The organism is Streptomyces sp. NPDC055749 (assembly GCF_053617235.1).
Map to the genome: position 1 here is coordinate 118,427 of NZ_JBSHFH010000011.1, position 18,855 is coordinate 137,281.

Annotated in this window: 16 protein-coding genes; 5 read left to right on the forward strand and 11 right to left on the reverse strand. The window is 71.3% G+C overall.

What is annotated here, in order from left to right:
- The first annotated feature begins 215 nt into the window (after nucleotides 1–215).
- Nucleotides 216–1,421, forward strand: a complete 1,206-nt coding sequence (rocD, locus tag ACWGO0_RS11265; protein ID WP_453531626.1) for an ornithine--oxo-acid transaminase — start codon at nucleotides 216–218, stop codon at nucleotides 1,419–1,421.
- 29 nt (nucleotides 1,422–1,450) lie between these two features.
- On the opposite strand, the gene pdxR is transcribed toward rocD, so the two are convergent.
- Nucleotides 1,451–2,851, reverse strand: coding sequence for a MocR-like pyridoxine biosynthesis transcription factor PdxR (gene pdxR, locus ACWGO0_RS11270; protein ID WP_453531479.1), 1,401 nt, complete (start codon nucleotides 2,849–2,851; stop codon nucleotides 1,451–1,453).
- Between the two features lie 47 nt (nucleotides 2,852–2,898).
- Here pdxR and ACWGO0_RS11275 point away from each other — a divergent pair, with 47 nt between their 5' ends.
- Complete coding sequence (locus tag ACWGO0_RS11275) at nucleotides 2,899–3,411, forward strand: carboxymuconolactone decarboxylase family protein (protein WP_453531482.1); 513 nt, start codon at nucleotides 2,899–2,901, stop codon at nucleotides 3,409–3,411.
- 75 nt (nucleotides 3,412–3,486) lie between these two features.
- Here the strand turns inward: ACWGO0_RS11275 and ACWGO0_RS11280 are convergent, their stop codons facing one another.
- From ACWGO0_RS11280 to ACWGO0_RS11295, 4 genes are all read right to left on the reverse strand, one after another.
- Nucleotides 3,487–4,476, reverse strand: coding sequence for a malate dehydrogenase (locus ACWGO0_RS11280; RefSeq protein ID WP_453531485.1), 990 nt, complete (start codon nucleotides 4,474–4,476; stop codon nucleotides 3,487–3,489).
- A 153-nt stretch (nucleotides 4,477–4,629) separates the two neighbouring features.
- Nucleotides 4,630–5,700 (reverse strand): XRE family transcriptional regulator, encoded by a 1,071-nt coding sequence (locus ACWGO0_RS11285; RefSeq protein ID WP_453531488.1) that lies wholly within the window; start codon nucleotides 5,698–5,700, stop codon nucleotides 4,630–4,632.
- Nucleotides 5,701–5,991: 291 nt separating this feature from the next.
- On the reverse strand, nucleotides 5,992–6,654 hold the full coding sequence (locus ACWGO0_RS11290) for a DUF3017 domain-containing protein (protein WP_453531491.1): 663 nt from the start codon (nucleotides 6,652–6,654) through the stop codon (nucleotides 5,992–5,994).
- A 21-nt stretch (nucleotides 6,655–6,675) separates the two neighbouring features.
- Complete coding sequence (locus tag ACWGO0_RS11295) at nucleotides 6,676–7,560, reverse strand: bifunctional methylenetetrahydrofolate dehydrogenase/methenyltetrahydrofolate cyclohydrolase (RefSeq protein WP_453531494.1); 885 nt, start codon at nucleotides 7,558–7,560, stop codon at nucleotides 6,676–6,678.
- Between the two features lie 233 nt (nucleotides 7,561–7,793).
- Here ACWGO0_RS11295 and ACWGO0_RS11300 point away from each other — a divergent pair, with 233 nt between their 5' ends.
- Complete coding sequence (locus tag ACWGO0_RS11300) at nucleotides 7,794–8,399, forward strand: hypothetical protein (protein ID WP_453531497.1); 606 nt, start codon at nucleotides 7,794–7,796, stop codon at nucleotides 8,397–8,399.
- Nucleotides 8,400–8,518: 119 nt separating this feature from the next.
- Here ACWGO0_RS11300 and ACWGO0_RS11305 read toward each other — a convergent pair whose 3' ends face one another.
- The 3 genes from ACWGO0_RS11305 to purN form a co-directional block, all read right to left on the reverse strand.
- Entirely contained in the window at nucleotides 8,519–10,006 is a 1,488-nt protein-coding gene (locus ACWGO0_RS11305) for a DUF2079 domain-containing protein (protein WP_453531500.1), read from the reverse strand.
- 136 nt (nucleotides 10,007–10,142) lie between these two features.
- A complete protein-coding gene (gene purH, locus ACWGO0_RS11310) occupies nucleotides 10,143–11,696 on the reverse strand; it encodes a bifunctional phosphoribosylaminoimidazolecarboxamide formyltransferase/IMP cyclohydrolase (protein WP_453531503.1) in 1,554 nt (517 codons plus the stop codon).
- Entirely contained in the window at nucleotides 11,683–12,339 is a 657-nt protein-coding gene (gene purN / locus ACWGO0_RS11315; protein WP_453531506.1) for a phosphoribosylglycinamide formyltransferase, read from the reverse strand. The genes purH and purN overlap by 14 nt, the downstream gene beginning before the upstream one ends.
- 240 nt (nucleotides 12,340–12,579) lie before the next feature.
- On the opposite strand from purN, the gene ACWGO0_RS11320 reads away from it, so the two are divergent.
- Nucleotides 12,580–13,503 (forward strand): hypothetical protein, encoded by a 924-nt coding sequence (locus ACWGO0_RS11320; protein ID WP_453531509.1) that lies wholly within the window; start codon nucleotides 12,580–12,582, stop codon nucleotides 13,501–13,503.
- A gap of 15 nt (nucleotides 13,504–13,518) precedes the next feature.
- On the opposite strand, the gene ACWGO0_RS11325 is transcribed toward ACWGO0_RS11320, so the two are convergent.
- Nucleotides 13,519–15,288: a cell division protein PerM gene (locus tag ACWGO0_RS11325; RefSeq protein ID WP_453531511.1), complete on the reverse strand. Its 1,770-nt coding sequence runs from the start codon at nucleotides 15,286–15,288 to the stop codon at nucleotides 13,519–13,521.
- 108 nt (nucleotides 15,289–15,396) lie between these two features.
- Between ACWGO0_RS11325 and ACWGO0_RS11330 the strand changes: the two genes are divergently transcribed.
- The gene (locus ACWGO0_RS11330) at nucleotides 15,397–16,635 is read left to right on the forward strand and encodes a helix-turn-helix domain-containing protein (protein WP_453531514.1); all 1,239 of its coding nucleotides are present in this window, start codon (nucleotides 15,397–15,399) and stop codon (nucleotides 16,633–16,635) included.
- Between the two features lie 127 nt (nucleotides 16,636–16,762).
- Here the strand turns inward: ACWGO0_RS11330 and sucD are convergent, their stop codons facing one another.
- Entirely contained in the window at nucleotides 16,763–17,647 is an 885-nt protein-coding gene (sucD, locus tag ACWGO0_RS11335; RefSeq protein ID WP_328905401.1) for a succinate--CoA ligase subunit alpha, read from the reverse strand.
- A gap of 21 nt (nucleotides 17,648–17,668) precedes the next feature.
- Nucleotides 17,669–18,850 (reverse strand): ADP-forming succinate--CoA ligase subunit beta, encoded by a 1,182-nt coding sequence (gene sucC, locus ACWGO0_RS11340; RefSeq protein ID WP_453531518.1) that lies wholly within the window; start codon nucleotides 18,848–18,850, stop codon nucleotides 17,669–17,671.
- Between the last annotated feature and the right edge of the window lie 5 nt (nucleotides 18,851–18,855).

Sequence of the window (18,855 nt, forward strand, 5' to 3'; positions counted from 1 at the left end):
AGCGGGTGATGGCGCGGCTCGTCGCCGAAGCCGTGCCGGTGCCCGTCCGGGAGCCTCCGGGCCGCGCGGAGCGGGTCGCGGCGTGGCTCCGCGGGTACACCCCGGGGCGGACCGCCGGGGCGCGCCGCGCATTGAAGGTTTCCTCGCCAGGTAACCGACCGACGATACAAAGTGGGCACGACCCCAGCCCACGCCGCACGACGAACGGAGATCCCGTGTCGACCACGGAAACAGCCATCGCCTCCGCCGAGGCGCACAGCGCGCACAACTACCACCCGTTGCCCGTCGTCGTAGCCTCCGCAGACGGTGCCTGGATGACCGATGTCGAGGGGCGCCGCTACCTCGACATGCTCGCCGGATACTCGGCGCTCAATTTCGGCCATGGCAACCGCCGGCTGATCGACGCCGCCAAGGCCCAGCTGGATCGTGTGACGCTCACGTCGCGCGCCTTCCACCACGACCGCTTCGCCGACTTCTGTACGCAGCTGGCGGAGTTGTGCGGGATGGAGATGGTCCTGCCCATGAACACCGGGGCGGAGGCCGTGGAGACGGCGGTGAAGACCGCCCGCAAGTGGGGGTACCGGGTCAAGGGCGTCCCCGACGGCATGGCGAAGATCATCGTCGCCGCCGACAACTTCCACGGCAGGACGACCACGATCGTCAGCTTCTCCACGGACCACGAGGCACGGGCCGACTTCGGGCCGTACACACCGGGGTTCGAGATCGTGCCGTACGGGGACCTCACCGCGCTGCGTGCGGCGATGACCGAGAACACCGTGGCGGTGCTGATGGAGCCGATCCAGGGCGAGGCCGGGGTGCTGGTGCCGCCCGCGGGTTATCTCCCCGGGGTCCGTGAGCTGACCCGCGAGCGGAATGTGCTGTTCATCGCGGACGAGATCCAGTCGGGTCTGGGCCGGACCGGAAAGACCTTCGCCTGCGAGCACGAGGGCGTGGTGCCCGACATGTATGTGCTCGGCAAGGCACTCGGCGGGGGCGTCGTGCCCGTGTCCGCGGTGGTGTCGTCGGAGGCGGTGCTCGGTGTGTACCGCCCGGGTGAGCACGGCTCCACGTTCGGCGGGAATCCGCTGGCCTGCGCGGTCGCGCTGGAGGTCATCGCGATGCTGCGCACCGGTGAGTTCCAGCAGCGGGCGACCGAGCTGGGCGACCATCTCCACCGTGAACTCGGCCTGTTGGTGGGCCAGGGCGCCGTGGAGGCCGTCCGCGGCCGGGGTCTGTGGGCGGGGGTCGACATCTCCCCCACCCATGGGACGGGCCGGGAGATCTCGGAGAAGCTGATGGATCTCGGCGTGCTGGTCAAGGACACCCATGGTTCGACGATCCGTATCGCCCCGCCCCTGGTGATCAGCAAGGAGGATCTGGACTGGGGGCTCGACCAGCTCAGGGCCGTCCTGCGCGGCTGACGAGGCCGGCCCTTGTCTGCCGGGGGGGCTCAGGGCAGTACGCGGCAGAGGGCGTCCAGCGCGCCCGACCAGGCGCTGTCCGCGGGTGATCCGTAACTGATGACCAGCGCGTCGCGCCCCGGCGCCGCCTCCGGGTGCCGGTAGCGCGACACGCCTTCCAGGGCCAGGCCCTGGAAGGCGGCGGCCTGGATCACCGGTCGTTCGGTGCCCTCCGGGAGTTCGAGAACCGCGTGCAGACCGGCGGCGATGCCGCTGACCCTGATGTCGGGTGCCCGTTCGGCGAGCGCGGCGACGAGCTGGTCGCGCCTGCGCCGGTAGCGCAGCCGCATGGAGCGGACATGACGGTCGTACGCCCCCGACGCGATGAACTCCGCGAGGGTCAGCTGGTCCAGCGCACCGGACGCCCAGTCGGAGACCCCCTTCGCCTCGGCCACTTCCCCCACCAGCCCTTCCGGGAGCACCATCCAGCCCAGCCGCAGCCCCGGCGCCAGGGACTTGCTCGCTGTCCCCAGGTAGACGACCCGTTCCGGATCGAGCCCCTGGAGTGCGCCGACCGGCTGCCGGTCGTAGCGGAACTCCCCGTCGTAGTCGTCCTCCAGGATCAGCCCGCCCGAGGACCGGGCCCAGTCGACCGCGGCGGCCCGCCGGTCGGGGTGGAGCGAGACGCCCGTCGGGAACTGGTGCGCGGGCGTCAGCAGCACCGCACCCGCCCCCCGCATCGCTCCCAGCTCACCGGTTGCGGAGCCGAGTCCGTCCAGCGGCAGACACCGGGTGCGCAGCCCGGCCTCCACGAGGAGGTTCCAGTGCACATCGAGGCCGTACGACTCGACGGCGACCTCCCTCACCCGGCGCTGCCGCAGCACCTTCCCCAACAGCATCAGACCGTGGACGAATCCGGAGCAGATGACGATCCGTTCCGGGGCGGCGTACACACCGCGGGCCCGCGACAGATAGTCGGCCAGCACCGTACGCAGTTCGATGCGCCCGCGCGGATCTCCGTATCCGAACGCCTCGTTGGGCGCCGCGGTCAGTGCGCGCCGGGCCGCCTTGAGCCAGTCGGCGCGGGGGAAGGACGCGAGGTCGGGGGTCCCGGGGTTCAGGCTGTAGGCGGGCCGGCCCCGTACCGGCCGGGACTTCGGCGCCCTGGTGGCAGCGCGGCGCGGGACGGCCCGCTGGGCGACCCTGGTACCCGAGCCCTGCCGGGCGGTGAGCCACCCCTCGGCGACGAGTTCGGCGTAGGCGTCGGCGACGGTGTTCCGGGCGACCCCGAGGTCGGCGGCGAGCGTCCGGGACGACGGCAGCCGGGTGCCCGGCGTCAGCCGCCCGCTGCGTACGGCCTCGCGCAGCGCCTCCATGAGTCCGCTGCGCAGTCCGCCGCCGACCGGCTCGATGTGCAGGTCGGCCCCGAAAGTGGCCCAGCTATCCGTCATGGGAATGGACCATACCTCTGCGCCACCTGCCACGTAACGTCGTTTCCATGACGACGCACGAGCACGATCACGCATCCACCGGCTACGCCCCCGAACACCCCGCCCGCCTGCCCTGGGCCCAGCTCGCCCCCGAGGTCTACAAGGCCATGGTCCGGCTGGACGCCGCCTCCCGTAAGGGACTCGATCCGAAGCTGGTCGAGCTGGTCAAGATCCGGGCGTCGCAGCTCAACCGCTGCGCGTTCTGCCTGGACATGCACAGCAAGGACGCGCTCGCGGCGGGCGAGTCCGTGGAGCGGATCATCCAGCTCAGCGCCTGGCAGGAGTCGCAGCACTTCTACACCGGGAAGGAGATCGCCGCGCTCGAACTCACCGAGGCCGTCACGGTGCTGACCGACGTTTTCGTACCGGACGAGGTGTACGCGAATGCCGCCAAGCACTTCGAGGAGGCGGAGCTCGCCCAGCTCGTCGCCGCCATCACGGTGATCAACGCCTGGAACCGGTTCGGTGTGACCGCCCGGCTGACTCCCGGTCACTACACCCCCGGCGACATCAAGCACTGAGCACGGCACCACAGCGAAGCGCCCCCGGCAGCGAGTGCTGCCGGGAGCGCTTCGTCGAACTCGGGGTGGGGCCGGTCAGATGAGACCGAGCTCGCGCACCGCGTCGCGCTCCTCGGTGAGCTCCTTCACCGACGCGTCGATGCGCGCACGGGAGAACTCGTTGATGTCCAGGCCCTGGACGATCTTGTAGGTGCCGTTCTCGGTGGTGACCGGGAAGGACGAGATGATGCCCTCGGGCACACCGTAGGAGCCGTCCGACGGGATACCCATCGAGGTCCAGTCGCCGGCCGCGGTGCCGTTGACCCACGTGTGCACGTGGTCGATGGCGGCGTTGGCGGCCGAGGCGGCCGAGGACGCGCCACGGGCCTCGATGATCGCCGCGCCGCGCTTGGCGACGGTCGGGATGAAGGTGTCGGCCAGCCACGCCTCGTCGTTGACGAGCTCGGCGGCGTTCTTGCCGGCGATCTCCGCGTGGAAGATGTCCGGGTACTGGGTCGCCGAGTGGTTGCCCCAGATCGTCAGCTTCTTGATGTCGGAGACGGCGGCACCGGTCTTGGCGGCCAGCTGCGAGATCGCGCGGTTGTGGTCCAGACGGGTCATCGCGGTGAAGCGCTCCGCGGGTACGTCCGGGGCGGCGGCCTGCGCGATGAGCGCGTTGGTGTTGGCCGGGTTGCCGACGACGAGGACCTTGATGTCGTCCGCGGCGTTGTCGTTGATGGCCTTGCCCTGCGGCTTGAAGATGCCACCGTTGGCGGCGAGCAGGTCGCCGCGCTCCATGCCCTTGGTACGCGGGCGGGCACCGACGAGCAGCGCGACGTTCGCACCGGCGAAGCCGACGTTGGGGTCGTCCGTGATCTCGATGTTCCGCAGCAGCGGGAAGGCGCAGTCGTCGAGCTCCATCGCGGTGCCCTCGGCGGCCTTGAGGCCCTGCGGGATCTCGAGGAGGCGCAGGTTGACCGGCACGTCCGGGCCGAGCAGGTGGCCGGAGGCGATGCGGAAGAGCAGCGCGTAGCCGATCTGGCCGGCTGCGCCGGTCACGGTGACATTCACGGGAGTGCGGGTCATGGCGATCTCCGTTAGACAGCTGGCGGTGGGGGTCCCTGCCCCTGGTGCTGGATACCTCTGAATCTTGACGTGAAGAGATATCCAGCGGTCAGGCTATCGGACCCGGGACTCCCCGGCCGCCCGCCCCCCTGTGGCGCAGCGCACAACGCACCCCTACTGGGGCGTTGTGCAGCCCTCCGTACCGGAGGTGAGGGTCGCGCAGGCTTTGGCGTCGGCCGGCTTCTTCACCGCGACCATCGGGGTGTACGCGTCCGTGTCCGGTCCCACGTCCACCGTGCCGTCCTGACCGCCCGCGCCCGCGTTGATCCGTACGGTGTCGCCCGGCGCCGCCTCGGTGATCCGGGCCCAGGAGGCCGCGCAGGTCTTGCTGTACCTGACCTCGACGAGGCTGCCGCCGACCGTGGCGCTGGAGACCGTACGGGCGAGCTCACCGCCGCAGCCCATGACTTCCGGGTCCTGTCCCGTGCAGTCGGCGCCGACGCACTCGACGCCCGCGGGAAGGGCCGGCGCCTTCGCCGTCGGCGAGGCGGAAGGCTTCGCGTCGCTCGCCCGGCCTTCGCCGTCCCCGCCCTGGCCGGCCAGCAGGACCGCGCCGGCCACCACCAGCAGCGCCCCGGCCATGCCCACGAGGAGCATCGTCAGCTTGCGGCGGCTGCCGGGCTCACGCGTACCCGAGCCACCCGCCGGGCCGTGCGGGGGCGGCGTCCCGGGCGCCGGTCGCGAGGGCTGTCGCGGGACCGCGGTCACCGGACCGCGCTGGACCGGCACGGACGGCAGGCGGATTCCGTCGATCACCTCGTCGGCATGGCCGGGGCCGGCTTCCGGGGCGGTGGACACGCCCGTACCGCCGCGGCGGCCCGTCCCGCCGACGGCAGGAGCGGAGCCGAACTCGCCGAGCGCCGCACGCGCCTGGGAGATCCGGATGGCCTCCATAGTCATGTCGTGGCGCATCTCCGAGCGGCTCCAGGCACGCTCGGCCAGCTCCCACATGGTCGTCAGATGACTCTGGTCGGTGCCCGTCACCTCGGCCAGCGCGACGATCGCCCCCCTGGGCGCGAGCAGCCGGCCGTTGAGATAGCGCTCCCAGGACGTCCTGCTGTAACCCGTGCGGTCGGCCACCGCGGCGAGGCTCAGCCCACCGCGGTCGACGAGCCTGCGCAGCTGGCCCGTGAACTCCTTGACCTGCGGGTCGAGTTCCTCCGGTAGTGCCTTCCAACGAGGCATTACTCCCCCTTGTGTTCCCCCGAACGTGCCTGATGTGCCCCGCTCCGCGACGCCGGTACCGATGCCCCCTGCCCAGATCCGGTGGTCCTCGTTCTGGACTACCCAAGAGGATGCGCGAAGTCAGGGGGTCAGTTCCTGACGAGAGAGCGCACGGGAGCATTCGGTACGTCAGCGCGCTCCGCCGAGCGCCCCGGGCCGGATGCCGGGACAGTCTGCCACCGTTGCGCGACAATCACACTGTGGCGGAATGGTGAGTTCCATGCCACGTCCGGCTCCAGGGCCTGTCCGGCCCTAGCGGATGGTGAAGTGGACCGCGTCCTCCAGGATCGGGACGTCCAGCCACGGCCTCGGCTGCGTCATCAGTGCGAGCAACACGATGAGCGTGCCCATCAGTCCGTACGTGACCAGGTCGGTGAACCGGGACCGCACGGCGAGCATGCCGACGGACGGGACCACCCAGCGCAGCACGGCCCCCGCGATGAGGGCGATCCCGATCACCATCGTGCCGATCCGGAACGCCTGCTCGAAGGGATCGGTGGCGACGATCAGCAGCCCGGCCGCGGCCGTGCAGAGCACGGTGAGCAGCGGCCACTGACGGGCGGGGGCGGGCGCGTCGCCCGGCGCCGCCCGTCCGCCGCCCTCGGGCCGCGCGGTGTCACGGGTCAGCGAGGGGAAACGCCGCGAGCGCGGAGCGGCGGCCTCGGCCGGTTCCCCGGCAGCGCGCTCTTCCCCGTCCGAGCTTGCTTCACCGTCGGCGCTCGCTTCACCGGCCGCGCGCTGTTCCCCGTCGGCGCTCGCTTCACCGGCCGCGCGCTGTTCCCCTGCCGTACTCGACTCCCCTGCCGCGGCCCGTTCCCCGACCGCAGCCGGTTCACCCGCCGTCACCGGCGCCTCCCGGTCCACGGAGTTCGGGTCGGCGGAGTCCTGGCCGGCCGGACTGGTACCAGCACCCATGACGTTCCTTCCGGGATCGGATCAGCCGGAGACGGCAGCGGCGTCTGCGGCCTCGGCGGAGGCACGCTCGGCCGCCTCGACCACGTTGACCAGCAGCTGGGCGCGGGTCATCGGGCCGACGCCACCGGGGTTCGGGGCGACCCAGGCCGCCACTTCGGCGACGCCCGGGTGCACGTCACCGACGATCTTGCCGTTCTCGTCGCGGCTGACGCCGACGTCGAGCACGGCCGCGCCCGGCTTCACGTCCTCGGGCTTGATGAGGTGGGGCACCCCTGCGGCGGCGACGATGATGTCGGCCTGCTTGAGGTGGGAGGAGAGGTCCCGGGTGCCGGTGTGGCACTGGGTCACCGTGGCGTTCTCGGACTTACGGGTCAGCAGCAGCGGGATCGAGCGGCCGATGGTGACACCTCGTCCGACGACCACGACATGCGCGCCGTTGATCTCGACACCGTGGGCGCGGAGCAGCTGGACGACTCCCTGCGGGGTGCAGGGGAGCGGGCCGGTCTCGTTGAGCACGAGCCTGCCCAGGCTCATCGGGTGCAGGCCGTCGGCGTCCTTGGCCGGGTCCATGAGTTCCAGGACGCGGTTGGTGTCGATGCCCTTGGGGAGGGGAAGCTGCACGATGTAACCCGTGCACTCGGGGTTGTCGTTGAGCTCGCGCACGACCTCCTCGATGTCCTCCTGGGAGGCGGTGTCGGGGAGTTCGCGCTGAATGGAAGCGATGCCGACCTGGGCGCAGTCACGGTGCTTTCCGTTCACGTACCACCGGCTGCCCGGGTCGTCCCCGACGAGCAGGGTCCCCAGGCCGGGCGTGATGCCCTGCGCCTTGAGGGCCGCCACGCGGACGGTCAGATCGGATTTGATCGCAGCTGCGGTGGCCTTGCCATCGAGAATCTGGGCAGTCATGTACCCATCCTCGCGGATGACCCCGCCCGCATACCAATTCTGGGTGCCGGGGATGGACGCAAGATTGCACTTGCACAACACATTCTGCAATCGGCTGGACAAAAACCCGATGTCAGGACGACGATGAGGCGCGCATATCGCGGACAGTGTCGGGGGGACAGACCGTTCAATTGCGTGCAATTCCTCCGCCCGGACCGCGTCGTCCCCGCAATTTCCAACGGAGGAATCTCGCCATGAGCTTCGGCGACCCGAACAACCCCTACGGCCAGCAGCAGCAGGGCGGGCAGCCGGGTTACGGCTACCCCCAGCAGGCTCCCCAGGGCGTGCCGCCGCAGGGCCAGCAGCCCGGCTACGGCTACCCGCAGGCCCCGCCCGTCCAGGCAGGTTACGGCTACCCCGGTGCACCCACCGAGATGCCGGGCAGCGTGAAGGCCGCCCGCATCATGCTCTACGTGATCGCCGGCCTCCAGCTGATCGGTGTGATCCTCTTCGTCCTCTCGGCCGTCGCCGTGAACGCCGCGAAGAACGACCCGACGCTCCAGGAAGACGTCCAGTTCCAGGAGCTCGCCGACTACTCGGGCGGCGCACTGTGGGGCCTCGCCGTCATCGTGCTCCTGTGGGGCGTGTTCGCGGTCTTCCTCGCCGCCAAGTTCGGCAAGGGCGGTAACGGAATCCGTATCGCCGCGATCGTGTTCGGTTCGATCACCGCTCTGCTCGGTATCTACCCGTTCATCGTGGTCGGCCTCGTCCACACCGTTCTCGCCGTGCTGATCATCGTCTTCGTGGCGAAGAGCGACGGCGGCGCGTGGTTCAACCGTCAGCAGCAGCCGCAGTACTGACCGGCCGAGGCCCGGCCGACCGCCGGTCCGTCCGACCGTTCGTACACGCACGAAGGCCGTAACTCCGCTCACAGCGGGATTACGGCCTTCGGCCTCTCCGGGTCCGGCCCCCGGTGCGCTCAGCGGCCCGAGTCGGCCGGAGCGGGCGACGTCCGCTCCATCACCACGAACGAGCCCGACCGCTGCTTGAGCCGGTAGCGGGCCTCCGGGTGCAGCTGCTCCGCGTACGCCACGGGGTCCTCGATCGGCCGCGACCAGCTGAAGTCCAGGTTGACGGCGACGATGTCGGGCGCCGTGCCGGGGGCCCCACCGATCCAGAAGACCGTGCGGTCACCGGTCAGGTGCGCCATGAGCGTGATGTCCGTCTCGACGCGCGCCCCCGCGGGGATGGCCTCCAGCGCCTCCCGGGCCGCGTGGGTGCGGGCGTCGGTGCGGTAGGTCTCGGGGCGCAGCAGGTCGCGCAGCGGCAGGTGCTGGGTGAGGGCCACGGCGATCGCGGTGGCGACGGGCACGGCGACCTTCGCGTACGAGACGAGCCAGGGCCGCGACGAGGCGCGGCTGCGGCGGACTCCGTCGGCCATGGCGAGGAAGAGCACCGGCATCAGGGTCGCGCTGTAGTGCCACACCATGCCCCAGTGGTTGGAGTCCTGGGAGAGCAGCCGCCAGCCGAGCGTGGGCAGCACGAGGAGGATCAGCGGGGAGCGCAGCGCCATGAAGGCGGTGATGCCGACCAGGAGGACGAGCATTTCCAGCTTGACGGAGGAATTGAGGATGCCGAGGACCGAGTCGAGCAGGGAGACGTCCTGCTCGCCGTTCTTGTCGATCTTCTTCCAGTAGTCGTACGTCCCCTGGCTGCTGGCAGCCGGTATGAGCACGAACACGGTGAGGACGAAGGCCAGCACCCCGAAGGCGGCCAGCAGCGCGCCCTGGAGGCGGCGGCCGTACAGGAAGAGCAGGAAGCCGACGACCGCGACCGTGGCGCCCAGATCCTCCTTGACCAGCACCAGCGGCAGCGACCAGAGGACCGCGGCGGTCCAGCGGCCCATGAGCAGGGCCCGGCAGACGAGCGCGAGCAGGGGCACCGCGAACGCGATCTCGTGGAAGTCGGACTTCACCGCCTCCTGGAGCCCCCAGGACAGCCCGTACGCGACCGTGGCGCAGAGCCCCGAGCGACCGCCGAGAAGCTGCTGGGTGGTCCGGCCCACGACGACGGCCGAGGCGGCGAACAGGGCGGCCTGGGCGAACAGCAGGGCCAGGGCGGACGGCCAGATCCAGTAGAGCGGCACGAGGAGCGCCACGACCGGGCTGAAGTGGTCGCCGAGGATCAGATAACCGGGTCCCTTGATGTCCACGACCGGGGCGTTCAGTCCGGCGTAGGCACGGACCTCCTGCTCGAATATCCCCAGGTCCCAGGAGGGCGAGCCGAAGCTCCTGTACTGGAGGTAGGAGTACAGGAAGTACAGCGCGCACAGGACGGCCGCCGCGATCAGATACGGACGAAGCGGTACGCGGTCCCCGGGCGTCCCGGCGTCCGCTGCCGGTGCGGGAGCCGGAGGGCCGGCGTCCGTTTCGACCCGGTCCGGTTCCCTCTTGTTCAGTTCGAGCACAACGCCCCCGCAACAGAATCTCTGGCCGTTTATTAGAACAGAGAGACGAGGCGGTACGGCACGCCGGACGCGGCGCAGGCCGCACCCCGGTGTCCGGGGTACGGCCTGCGCTCAGTGCGGGGCTGACAGGGACGGCTCAGTGGAAGAAGTGGCGCGTACCGGTGAAGTACATGGTCACGCCCGCCTTCTTCGCCGCCTCGACGACCAGCTCGTCGCGGACCGATCCGCCCGGCTGGACGACGGCCTTGACGCCGGCCGCGGTCAGGATCTCCAGACCGTCGGGGAACGGGAAGAACGCGTCGGACGCGGCGTACGCACCCTGTGCGCGCTCCTTGCCCGCCCGCTCGACGGCCAGCTTCGCGGAGTCCACACGGTTGACCTGGCCCATGCCGACGCCGACCGAGGCGCCGTCCTTGGCGAGCAGGATCGCGTTGGACTTCACCGCGCGGCACGCCTTCCAGGCGAACGAGAGCTCGGCGAGCTCGTCGGCGGAGAGGGCCTCACCGGTGGCGAGGGTCCAGTTGGCCGGGTCGTCGCCCTCGGCCTGGAGGCGGTCGGTGACCTGGAGCAGCGCACCGCCGTCGATCGGCTTGACCTCGACCTGGGCGGACGGGGCGTCGGGGCAGCGCAGCACGCGGATGTTCTTCTTGCGGGCGAGCACCTCGACCGCGCCGTCCTCGTAGGCGGGGGCGACGATGACCTCGGTGAAGATCTCCGCGACCTGCTCGGCCAGCGCGACGGTCACCGGGCGGTTGACGGCGATGACCCCGCCGAAGGCGGACAGCGGGTCACAGGCGTGCGCGCTGCGGTGCGCGGCGGCGACGTCGTCGGCGATCGCGATGCCGCACGGGTTGGCGTGCTTGATGATCGCGACACACGGCTCGGCGTGGTCGTACGCGGCCCGGCGCGCGGCGTCGGTGTCCGTGAAGTTGTTGTACGACATCTCCTTGCCGTGCAGCTGCTCCGCCTCGGCGAGGCCACCGGCGCCCGAGGTGTAGAGGGCGGCAGGCTGGTGCGGGTTCTCGCCGTACCGCAGGATGTTGCCTCGCTCGTACGTCGTACCGAAGAAGTCGGGGAAGCCCGAGTCGTCGGCGGCGGCGTAGTCGGCCGCGAACCAGGACGCCACGGCCACGTCGTACGCGGCGGTGTGCTGGAACGCCTCGGCGGCGAGCCGCTTGCGCGCGGTCAGGTCGAAGCCGCCCGCCGCGACCGCGGCGAGGACGTCGGCGTAACGCCCGGGGCTCGTGACGACGGCCACGGACGGGTGGTTCTTGGCCGCGGCGCGGACCATCGAGGGGCCGCCGATGTCGATCTGCTCCACGCACTCGTCGTCGGACGCGCCGGAGGCGACGGTCTCCTTGAACGGATACAGGTTGACGACCACGAGGTCGAACGGCTCGACACCCAGCTCGGCGAGCTGCTCGCGGTGGGCGTCCAGGCGCAGGTCGGCGAGGATGCCGGCGTGCACGCGGGGGTGCAGCGTCTTGACCCGGCCGTCGAGGCACTCGGGGAAACCGGTGAGCTCCTCGACCTTGGTGACCGGCACACCGGCGGCGGCGATCTTCCCGGCGGTGGAGCCGGTGGAGACGAGCTCGACACCCGCTTCGTGCAGACCGCGCGCGAGGTCTTCGAGCCCCGTCTTGTCGTAGACACTGACCAGGGCGCGGCGGATGGGCTTATTCACCGACATGACCGAGATGAACCTTTCGTCCCTCAATGCGATAGCCGTCACGGGCGAGCCGCCCCACGGCCTCGACGAGCAGCTTGCGCTCGACTTCCTTGATGCGTTCATGGAGAGCGGCTTCGCCCTCCGGGGTGTCCTCTTCGGTCACCTCGACCACGCCCTGCGCGATGATCGGACCGGTGTCGACGCCGTCGTCGACGAAGTGGACGGTGCACCCGGTGACCTTCACGCCGTACGCGAGAGCGTCACGCACTCCGTGGGCACCGGGAAAGCTGGGGAGCAGGGCGGGGTGGGTGTTGACGACCCGGCCACCGAACTCCGCGAGGAACCTCTTGCCCACGATCTTCATGAAGCCCGCCGAGACGACCAGGTCGGGGCGGTGCGCGGCGGTGGCCGCGGTGAGCGCCGCGTCCCAGTCCTCGCGGGTGGCGTGGTCGCGGACCCGGCACACGAAGGTCGGCAGTCCGGCGCGCTCGGCGCGTTCCAGGCCGACGGTGCCGGGGCGGTCCGCGCCGACCGCGACGACCTGGGCCCCATAGCCCTCGGGGTCGTCACCGATGGCGTCGAGCAGGGCTTGGAGGTTCGTACCGGATCCGGAGACCAGCACGACCAGGCGTGCCGGAGCGGCGGAAGGGGGCGGGGAGGCCACAGCTGGGCCCTTTCTCGCGTGGTAACGCAGGTGCGAAGTGCTTGCGGTGCTACTTGTACGGTCGTACGAAAGAATCTCGCCCCTTGATACGGGGAACTCTACGAACCGGCCGACCGTCAGCAACGATACCGGCACACCCAGCGGCCCCCACGGGACGGGGGCGCGGCCGGAAGGTAGCGTCTGGGGACAGCGAACCGTCCACCGGGCGGGAAACGACGAGATGGGGAAGACGTTCACCACATGCCGGACCGACGCCGCCGCACCGCCTTCCACCTCCCGCTGCCCGAGCGGACCCCGATGATGCTGCGGGAACGCCAGTCCTCCTCGCCGGGCTCCTCCTCGGACTCCGCCGACGCTTCCGGGTCCTCGAAGCCCCAGGACGACAACCCCTTCGCGGCTCCGCCCGAGAACCGGCCCGACCAGCCCTGGCAGCCGCGCCACCCCGCGCGGAACGGGGACGGCGACGGGAACAACGGCGACGACAAGCCGGGCGACGACTCCGGCGACGACTCGTCCGGGAACCGCCCGGCCTGGGGCAGCCAGTGGAGCAACAAGCAGCCCGGCCGGCAGAACGGCGGCTTCGGCAGCCGCCCCGGCGGCGCGGGCCCCGGCGGCCAGGGCGGCGGACAGGGCGGCCCGGACGGCGGGTCCGGCGGCGGGGCGGGCGGCATGCGCTGGGACCCGACCGATCCCGCGCAGCGGCGCGCCCGCTACGCCGTACTGGGCGGCATGTGGGCCTTCTTCTTCGCCCTCTTCGACTTCCCGGAGATCGCGCTGCTGCTCGGCGCGCTCTCGGTGTACTGGTCGATCAGCGCGCTGCGGGCCAAGCCGAAGACCCCGTCCACCACCCACGCCACCGCCGAGGACGTCGCGGGCATCTCGCGCCCCGCGGTCACCGAGGGCGCGGCAGGCGGAGCACCGGAGGGCGGGGCCGCACCCGCCGCCGGCCGTACCGGTTACGGCAGGCCGCAGACGACGGCGGCGATCAGCGGCCTCGTCACGGCCCTGCTCGCCCTGTCGATCGTCGCGACGACGTTCACCGTGCAGCTGGTCTACCGCGACTACTACACCTGCGTGAACGACGCGCTGACCAAGTCCGGGGCGCTGGCCTGCAACGATCTGCTGCCCGAGCCGCTGGAACCCTTCTTCGGCGTCAAGAAGTAACCCTCCCCTCCTCTCTCAGGAAGCATTCCCCCGGCCGGGCTCCGGAGGCTCCGACGCCTCCGGGGCCCGGCCGTCGCGTGTGGCCTCCGCGACGGGGAGGTCCGCGGTCGGGGAGCCCGGCGCCGGGAAGTCCGCCATCAGTCCGCCGGAGCCCTTCTTGAGCGAGGCCCAGCGGGCCTCCCTGGCCGTCTTCTCGTGCCACGGATCGGTCGGCAGGAAGTCGTACGGCTCGAACGCCGCGTCATCCTCGCCCGCCAGGCCCGTACCGCCGGAATCCAGGGGCGAGGCGGGCGGGGGCACCGCAGCCGGCCCGGCTCCACCGTCCGCGCTCCCCGTGCGGCGCCACCACCGCCCCGCGCCGCTCCGCACCGGCTCGTCGCCCCCGGCCGCCTCCCCCGCTTCCGCGGTCTTCCCGACCGACGGGTCCGGGACTCCGCCTTCGGCCGTGCCGCCGGCATCCGGCCCCGCACCCGTCTCCGCGCGGTCCCGCCGCCACGTCCAGCCGCGCTCGCGCAGCCGCCACGACCTCAGCAGCAGCGCCACGGGTACGCCGAGCAGGGCCGTCCAGACGAACGCGGCCGGACCCACCAGCCACCACACCGGACCGAACTCCGCCAGCGCCCCCGTCCCGAGCGGACCGCCGGACGCCGCCGTCAGGAGCGCCGTACCGGCGCCGCAGCCCACCGCCGCCAGCAGCGACACCAGCACCGTCTCGCGCCCGCTCCAGACCTCGTCCCGTGCCGCATGGGCCGGAGCCGCCCGCCCCGCGGTGAACCGGCCGACCACCAGACCGGCCACCAGGGGCACCGCCAGGGCCGCCCAGCCGGCGGCCGTCCCCGGGCCCGGGGACGGTACGGCCGCGAGCAGGGGGAAGTCCATGAGCGCCGGACGCCCCTCGAAGGCGTACGGCGTGACCGTGGCCCCCGTACCGAGGGCGAAGCCGGGTCCCAGGCCGTACGCCGCACCCCACATCGCCGCGTTCGGTACGAGGGCCAGGGCCAGCAGCAGCACCGCGAGGCGCCCCGACCAGTCGCCCGAGAGCGCCAGGAACGAATCCTGGGCGGCCTGGACGTGCCACACCAGCGACACCCCGACGAGCAGCGCCCCACCGCCGAGCAGCACCGTCACCCCGGCGGCTGCCGACCGGAACGCCGCCTCGGCCCGCGTACGGAACAGCGTCCGCACGACACCTTCCTGGAGCCTCAGCGGCGCCCAGGACGGCAGAGGGCCCAGGGGCCGCCCCGACGCCGTCCACACCCCGGCAGCCGCCGAACCGGCCACCACGAGCGCGAGCGGAAAGACGAGCGAGACACGGTCCACCGGCATCGGCCCGCCCCGCACATAGGCGGCGACACCGGCGGCGACCAGCAGATACCCGGCCGTCACCGCGCAGAACGCACCGACCACCGAGGGCACGGAGCGTCCCTCGTCGTCGGGCTCCAGGGCGTCACGGGCCGCCCGGTGCGTCAGCCACACCGGGCCGAGGACGAGGAGCAGCGGGACGATCGCGACAGGGGCCGGGACCCCGCTGAGGGTGTCGGTCCTGATCAGCTCGGCGCCGTGCGCGAGCAGCCAGAGCCCGGCCGCGATGTGGAGGGCGCCGCCGGGACCGCTGTCCGGGTACGGGGAGCTGATCCACATCACCATGACGAGCACGGCGAGCGAGCCGAGCCCGAGCCCGGCGGCGGTCACGCCACGCAGGAAGGAGGAGGCAAGCGCGGCGGTCCGGCTCCGCTCGGCCGACAACATGGGGCTGCGCTCGGTCACTTGGGTCACGCCCGCCATGCTCCCAACGACACGCGCTTATTTCGCGTAACAGGCGAACAGCCGCTGTGTCGCTCAATATACGTTTATGTACTTTTTCACCCAGTGCAGCGCTCCCGAGGGCGCCTCATGACTCAGGGAACGACCGAGTCCGCCGCCGCCGTCCCGCTGCCCTCCCCCAAGGAGCGGCGCAGGCTGCGGGAAGCGCAATCACTGAGTGAAGAGCAGGTGGCGACCGCCATGGGCGTCACCCGGGCCACCGTCCGCTCCTGGGAGACCGGGCGGACCAGCCCCAAGGGGCGTAGGCGTGAGGCGTACGCCAAGCTGATCGGCTTCGCCGAGGAGCCGCCGCCCAAGACGCCGGCCGCCCCGGCGGACCGAACCGGAACGCAGCCCTCCGTCGAAGCCCCCGGGAGCACCACCATGTCCCCGACCGAGCCCGACACCGGCATGGACGCCGAGAAATCCACCGAGGCCGAACCCACCGAGGACCTGGCCGGCGCTTCCGGCCCCACCGAGGAGCTGGCCGACACCTCCGGCACCTCCGGTATCTCGGCCGAAGAGGCGTTCGACGCCCTGTACACGAACGCCGCGCCGGGACTGGTCCGCCAGGCGTACCTGATGACCGGCCGGCGCAGTCTGTCCCGGGAGTCCGTCGAGCACGCGTTCCAGCTGGCCTGGCAGCGCTGGCCCGAGGTCGCCGTGGACCGTGACCCCGCGGGCTGGGTACGGGCCGCCGCGTACGAGTACGCGATGTCGCCCTGGCACCAGCTGCGCCGCGCCCACCGGCACCCGGACGCACCGCCGACCGAGCCGAAGCGCAAGGCCCTGTTCGACGCGCTGCTCGACCTGCCCCCGGCGTACCGCCGCACGCTGCTGCTCTACGACGGCGTGGGTCTGGACCTCCCCGAGACCGCGGCCGAGACCGAGGCGAGCACCCCGGCGGCGGCCGGCCGGCTGATGACCGCGCGGGCCGCGGTCGCCGAGGCGCTGCCCGAGCTGTCGGAGATCGCGTCCCCCGGCGAGCAGTCCGCGCTGCTGCACGACCGGCTGGGCGCGCTCGCCCTCGCCGAACACGTACCCGCGCCGGCCCCGGCACGCGCCGTCCGCACGGGCAGCGAGCGCAAGGCGAGGCTCTGGACCCGGGCGGCCATCGCCTTCGCCGCGCTGCTCGTCGGCACGACGGCCCTCACATTGCACACGGCCCCCACCCAGTACGAACAGCCGCTGGCGCCCGCCGAACGGGTCGGCGGCGTGCCCCCGCGAGGCGGCCCGCAGAAGCTCACGCCGCAGGACCTGAAGCTCCAGAAGGCGCTCCGCGGCGAGCTCGTGCACGGCCCTGAGCGGCTGGTCCCGCAGCTTCGCTGACGGCGGCGCTGCGCAACGTCCGGACACGAGAACGGCGCGGGCCCACACCCTTCGATCAGGGTGCGGGCCCGCGCCGTCTGTGCGGTGACGCAGGTGCCGCGGCGATGGTGCCGCCGCGACGTGGCAATCAGGCGCCGAGGATCTCGCGCGCCAGCTTGGCGGTCTCGGTCGGCGTCTTGCCGACCTTCACGCCGGCGGCCTCGAGGGCCTCCTTCTTCGCCTGGGCGGTGCCGGAGGAGCCGGAGACGATGGCGCCGGCGTGGCCCATGGTCTTGCCCTCGGGGGCGGTGAAGCCCGCGACGTAACCGACGACAGGCTTCGTGACGTTCTTCGCGATGAAGTCCGCGGCACGCTCCTCGGCGTCGCCACCGATCTCGCCGATCATCACGATGAGGTCGGTCTCGGGGTCGGCCTCGAACGCCGCGAGGGCGTCGATGTGCGTCGTACCGATGACCGGGTCGCCACCGATGCCGACGGCGGACGAGAAGCCGATGTCACGGAGCTCGTACATCATCTGGTAGGTCAGCGTGCCGGACTTGGACACGAGACCGATGCGGCCGGGCTTGGTGATGTCGCCCGGGATGATGCCGGCGTTGGACTGGCCGGGGGTGATCAGGCCGGGGCAGTTCGGGCCGATGATCCGGGTCTTGTTGCCCTTCGAACCGGCGTACGCCCAGAAGGCGGCCGAGTCGTGGACGGCGATGCCCTCGGTGATGACGACGGCCAGCGGGATCTCGGCGTCGATCGCCTCGACGACGGCGGCCTTCGCGAAGGCCGGCGGCACGAAGAGGACGGACACGTCGGCGCCCGTCTTCTCCATCGCTTCCTTGACGGAACCGAAGACCGGAACCTCGGTGCCGTCGAAGTCGACGGACGTACCGGCCTTGCGCGGGTTCACGCCGCCGACGATGTTGGTGCCGTCAGCCAGCATGAGCTTGGTGTGCTTCATGCCCGTGGCGCCGGTCATCCCCTGGACGATGACCTTGCTGTCCTTGGTGAGGAAGATAGCCATGGTGTTGGAGTCCCTCGTCCCTTACTTCGCAGCCGCGGCGAGCTCGGCGGCCTTGTCGGCCGCGCCGTCCATGGTGTCCACACGCTGCACGAGCGGGTGGTTGGCGTCGGAAAGGATCTTGCGACCCAGCTCCGCGTTGTTGCCGTCGAGACGCACGACCAGCGGCTTCTCGACCTTCTCGCCCTTGGACTCGAGCAGTGCCAGAGCCTGGACGATGCCGTTGGCGACCTCGTCACAGGCGGTGATGCCGCCGAAGACGTTGACGAAGACGGACTTGACGTCCGGGTCGCCGAGGATGATCTCCAGGCCGTTCGCCATGACCTCTGCGGAGGCGCCGCCACCGATGTCGAGGAAGTTGGCGGGCTTCACGTTGCCGTGGTTCTCACCGGCGTACGCGACGACGTCCAGGGTCGACATGACCAGACCGGCACCGTTACCGATGATGCCGACCTCGCCGTCGAGCTTGACGTAGTTGAGGTTCTTGGCCTTGGCGGCAGCCTCGAGCGGGTTGGCTGCTGCCTTGTCCTCGAGAGCCTCGTGGCCGGGCTGACGGAAGTCGGCGTTCTCGTCGAGCGAGACCTTTCCGTCCAGGGCCAGGATCCGGCCGTCCTTGGTCTTCACCAGCGGGTTGACCTCGACGAGAAGGGCGTCCTCGGCGACGAAGGTGTCCCACAGGGTCACCATGGCCTCGGCGACACCCTCGGCCACGTCGGCCGGGAAGTTCGCCTGGGCCACGATCTCGCGGGCCTTGACGATGTCAACGCCGTCCACGGCGTTGACCGGGACCTTCGCGAGGGCCTCGGGGGTCTTCTCCGCGACCTCCTCGATGTCCATGCCGCCCTGCACCGAGGCCATGGCCAGGAAGGTGCGGTTGGTGCGGTCGAGGAGGTACGAGACGTAGTACTCCGCCTCGATCTCCGGAGACAGCTCGGCGATCATCACCTTGTGGACCGTATGGCCCTTGATGTCCATGCCGAGGATGTCGGTCGCACGGGCGACCGCCTCGTCGGGGTCGGCGGCCAGCTTGACGCCGCCGGCCTTGCCTCGGCCACCGACCTTCACCTGCGCCTTGACGACAGACTTGCCGCCCAGCCGCTCGGTCGCCTCGCGGGCTGCCTCAGGCGTGTCAATGACTTCACCGGCCAGCACCGGTACACCGTGCTTGGCGAAGAGGTCCCTCGCCTGGTACTCGAACAGGTCCACGCGCG

Excerpts from the sequence above, each read along its gene's own strand:
- pdxR (WP_453531479.1), bottom strand. The coding sequence starts at position 2,851 with ATGACGGATAGCTGGGCCACTTTCGGGGCCGACCTGCACATCGAGCCG.
- ACWGO0_RS11275 (WP_453531482.1), top strand. The coding sequence starts at position 2,899 with ATGACGACGCACGAGCACGATCACGCATCCACCGGCTACGCCCCCGAA.
- ACWGO0_RS11280 (WP_453531485.1), bottom strand. The coding sequence starts at position 4,476 with ATGACCCGCACTCCCGTGAATGTCACCGTGACCGGCGCAGCCGGCCAG.
- ACWGO0_RS11285 (WP_453531488.1), bottom strand. The coding sequence starts at position 5,700 with ATGCCTCGTTGGAAGGCACTACCGGAGGAACTCGACCCGCAGGTCAAG.
- ACWGO0_RS11290 (WP_453531491.1), bottom strand. The coding sequence starts at position 6,654 with ATGGGTGCTGGTACCAGTCCGGCCGGCCAGGACTCCGCCGACCCGAAC.
- ACWGO0_RS11295 (WP_453531494.1), bottom strand. The coding sequence starts at position 7,560 with ATGACTGCCCAGATTCTCGATGGCAAGGCCACCGCAGCTGCGATCAAA.
- ACWGO0_RS11300 (WP_453531497.1), top strand. The coding sequence starts at position 7,794 with ATGAGCTTCGGCGACCCGAACAACCCCTACGGCCAGCAGCAGCAGGGC.
- purH (WP_453531503.1), bottom strand. The coding sequence starts at position 11,696 with ATGTCGGTGAATAAGCCCATCCGCCGCGCCCTGGTCAGTGTCTACGAC.
- ACWGO0_RS11320 (WP_453531509.1), top strand. The coding sequence starts at position 12,580 with ATGCCGGACCGACGCCGCCGCACCGCCTTCCACCTCCCGCTGCCCGAG.
- ACWGO0_RS11325 (WP_453531511.1), bottom strand. The coding sequence starts at position 15,288 with ATGGCGGGCGTGACCCAAGTGACCGAGCGCAGCCCCATGTTGTCGGCC.
- ACWGO0_RS11330 (WP_453531514.1), top strand. The coding sequence starts at position 15,397 with ATGACTCAGGGAACGACCGAGTCCGCCGCCGCCGTCCCGCTGCCCTCC.
- sucD (WP_328905401.1), bottom strand. The coding sequence starts at position 17,647 with ATGGCTATCTTCCTCACCAAGGACAGCAAGGTCATCGTCCAGGGGATG.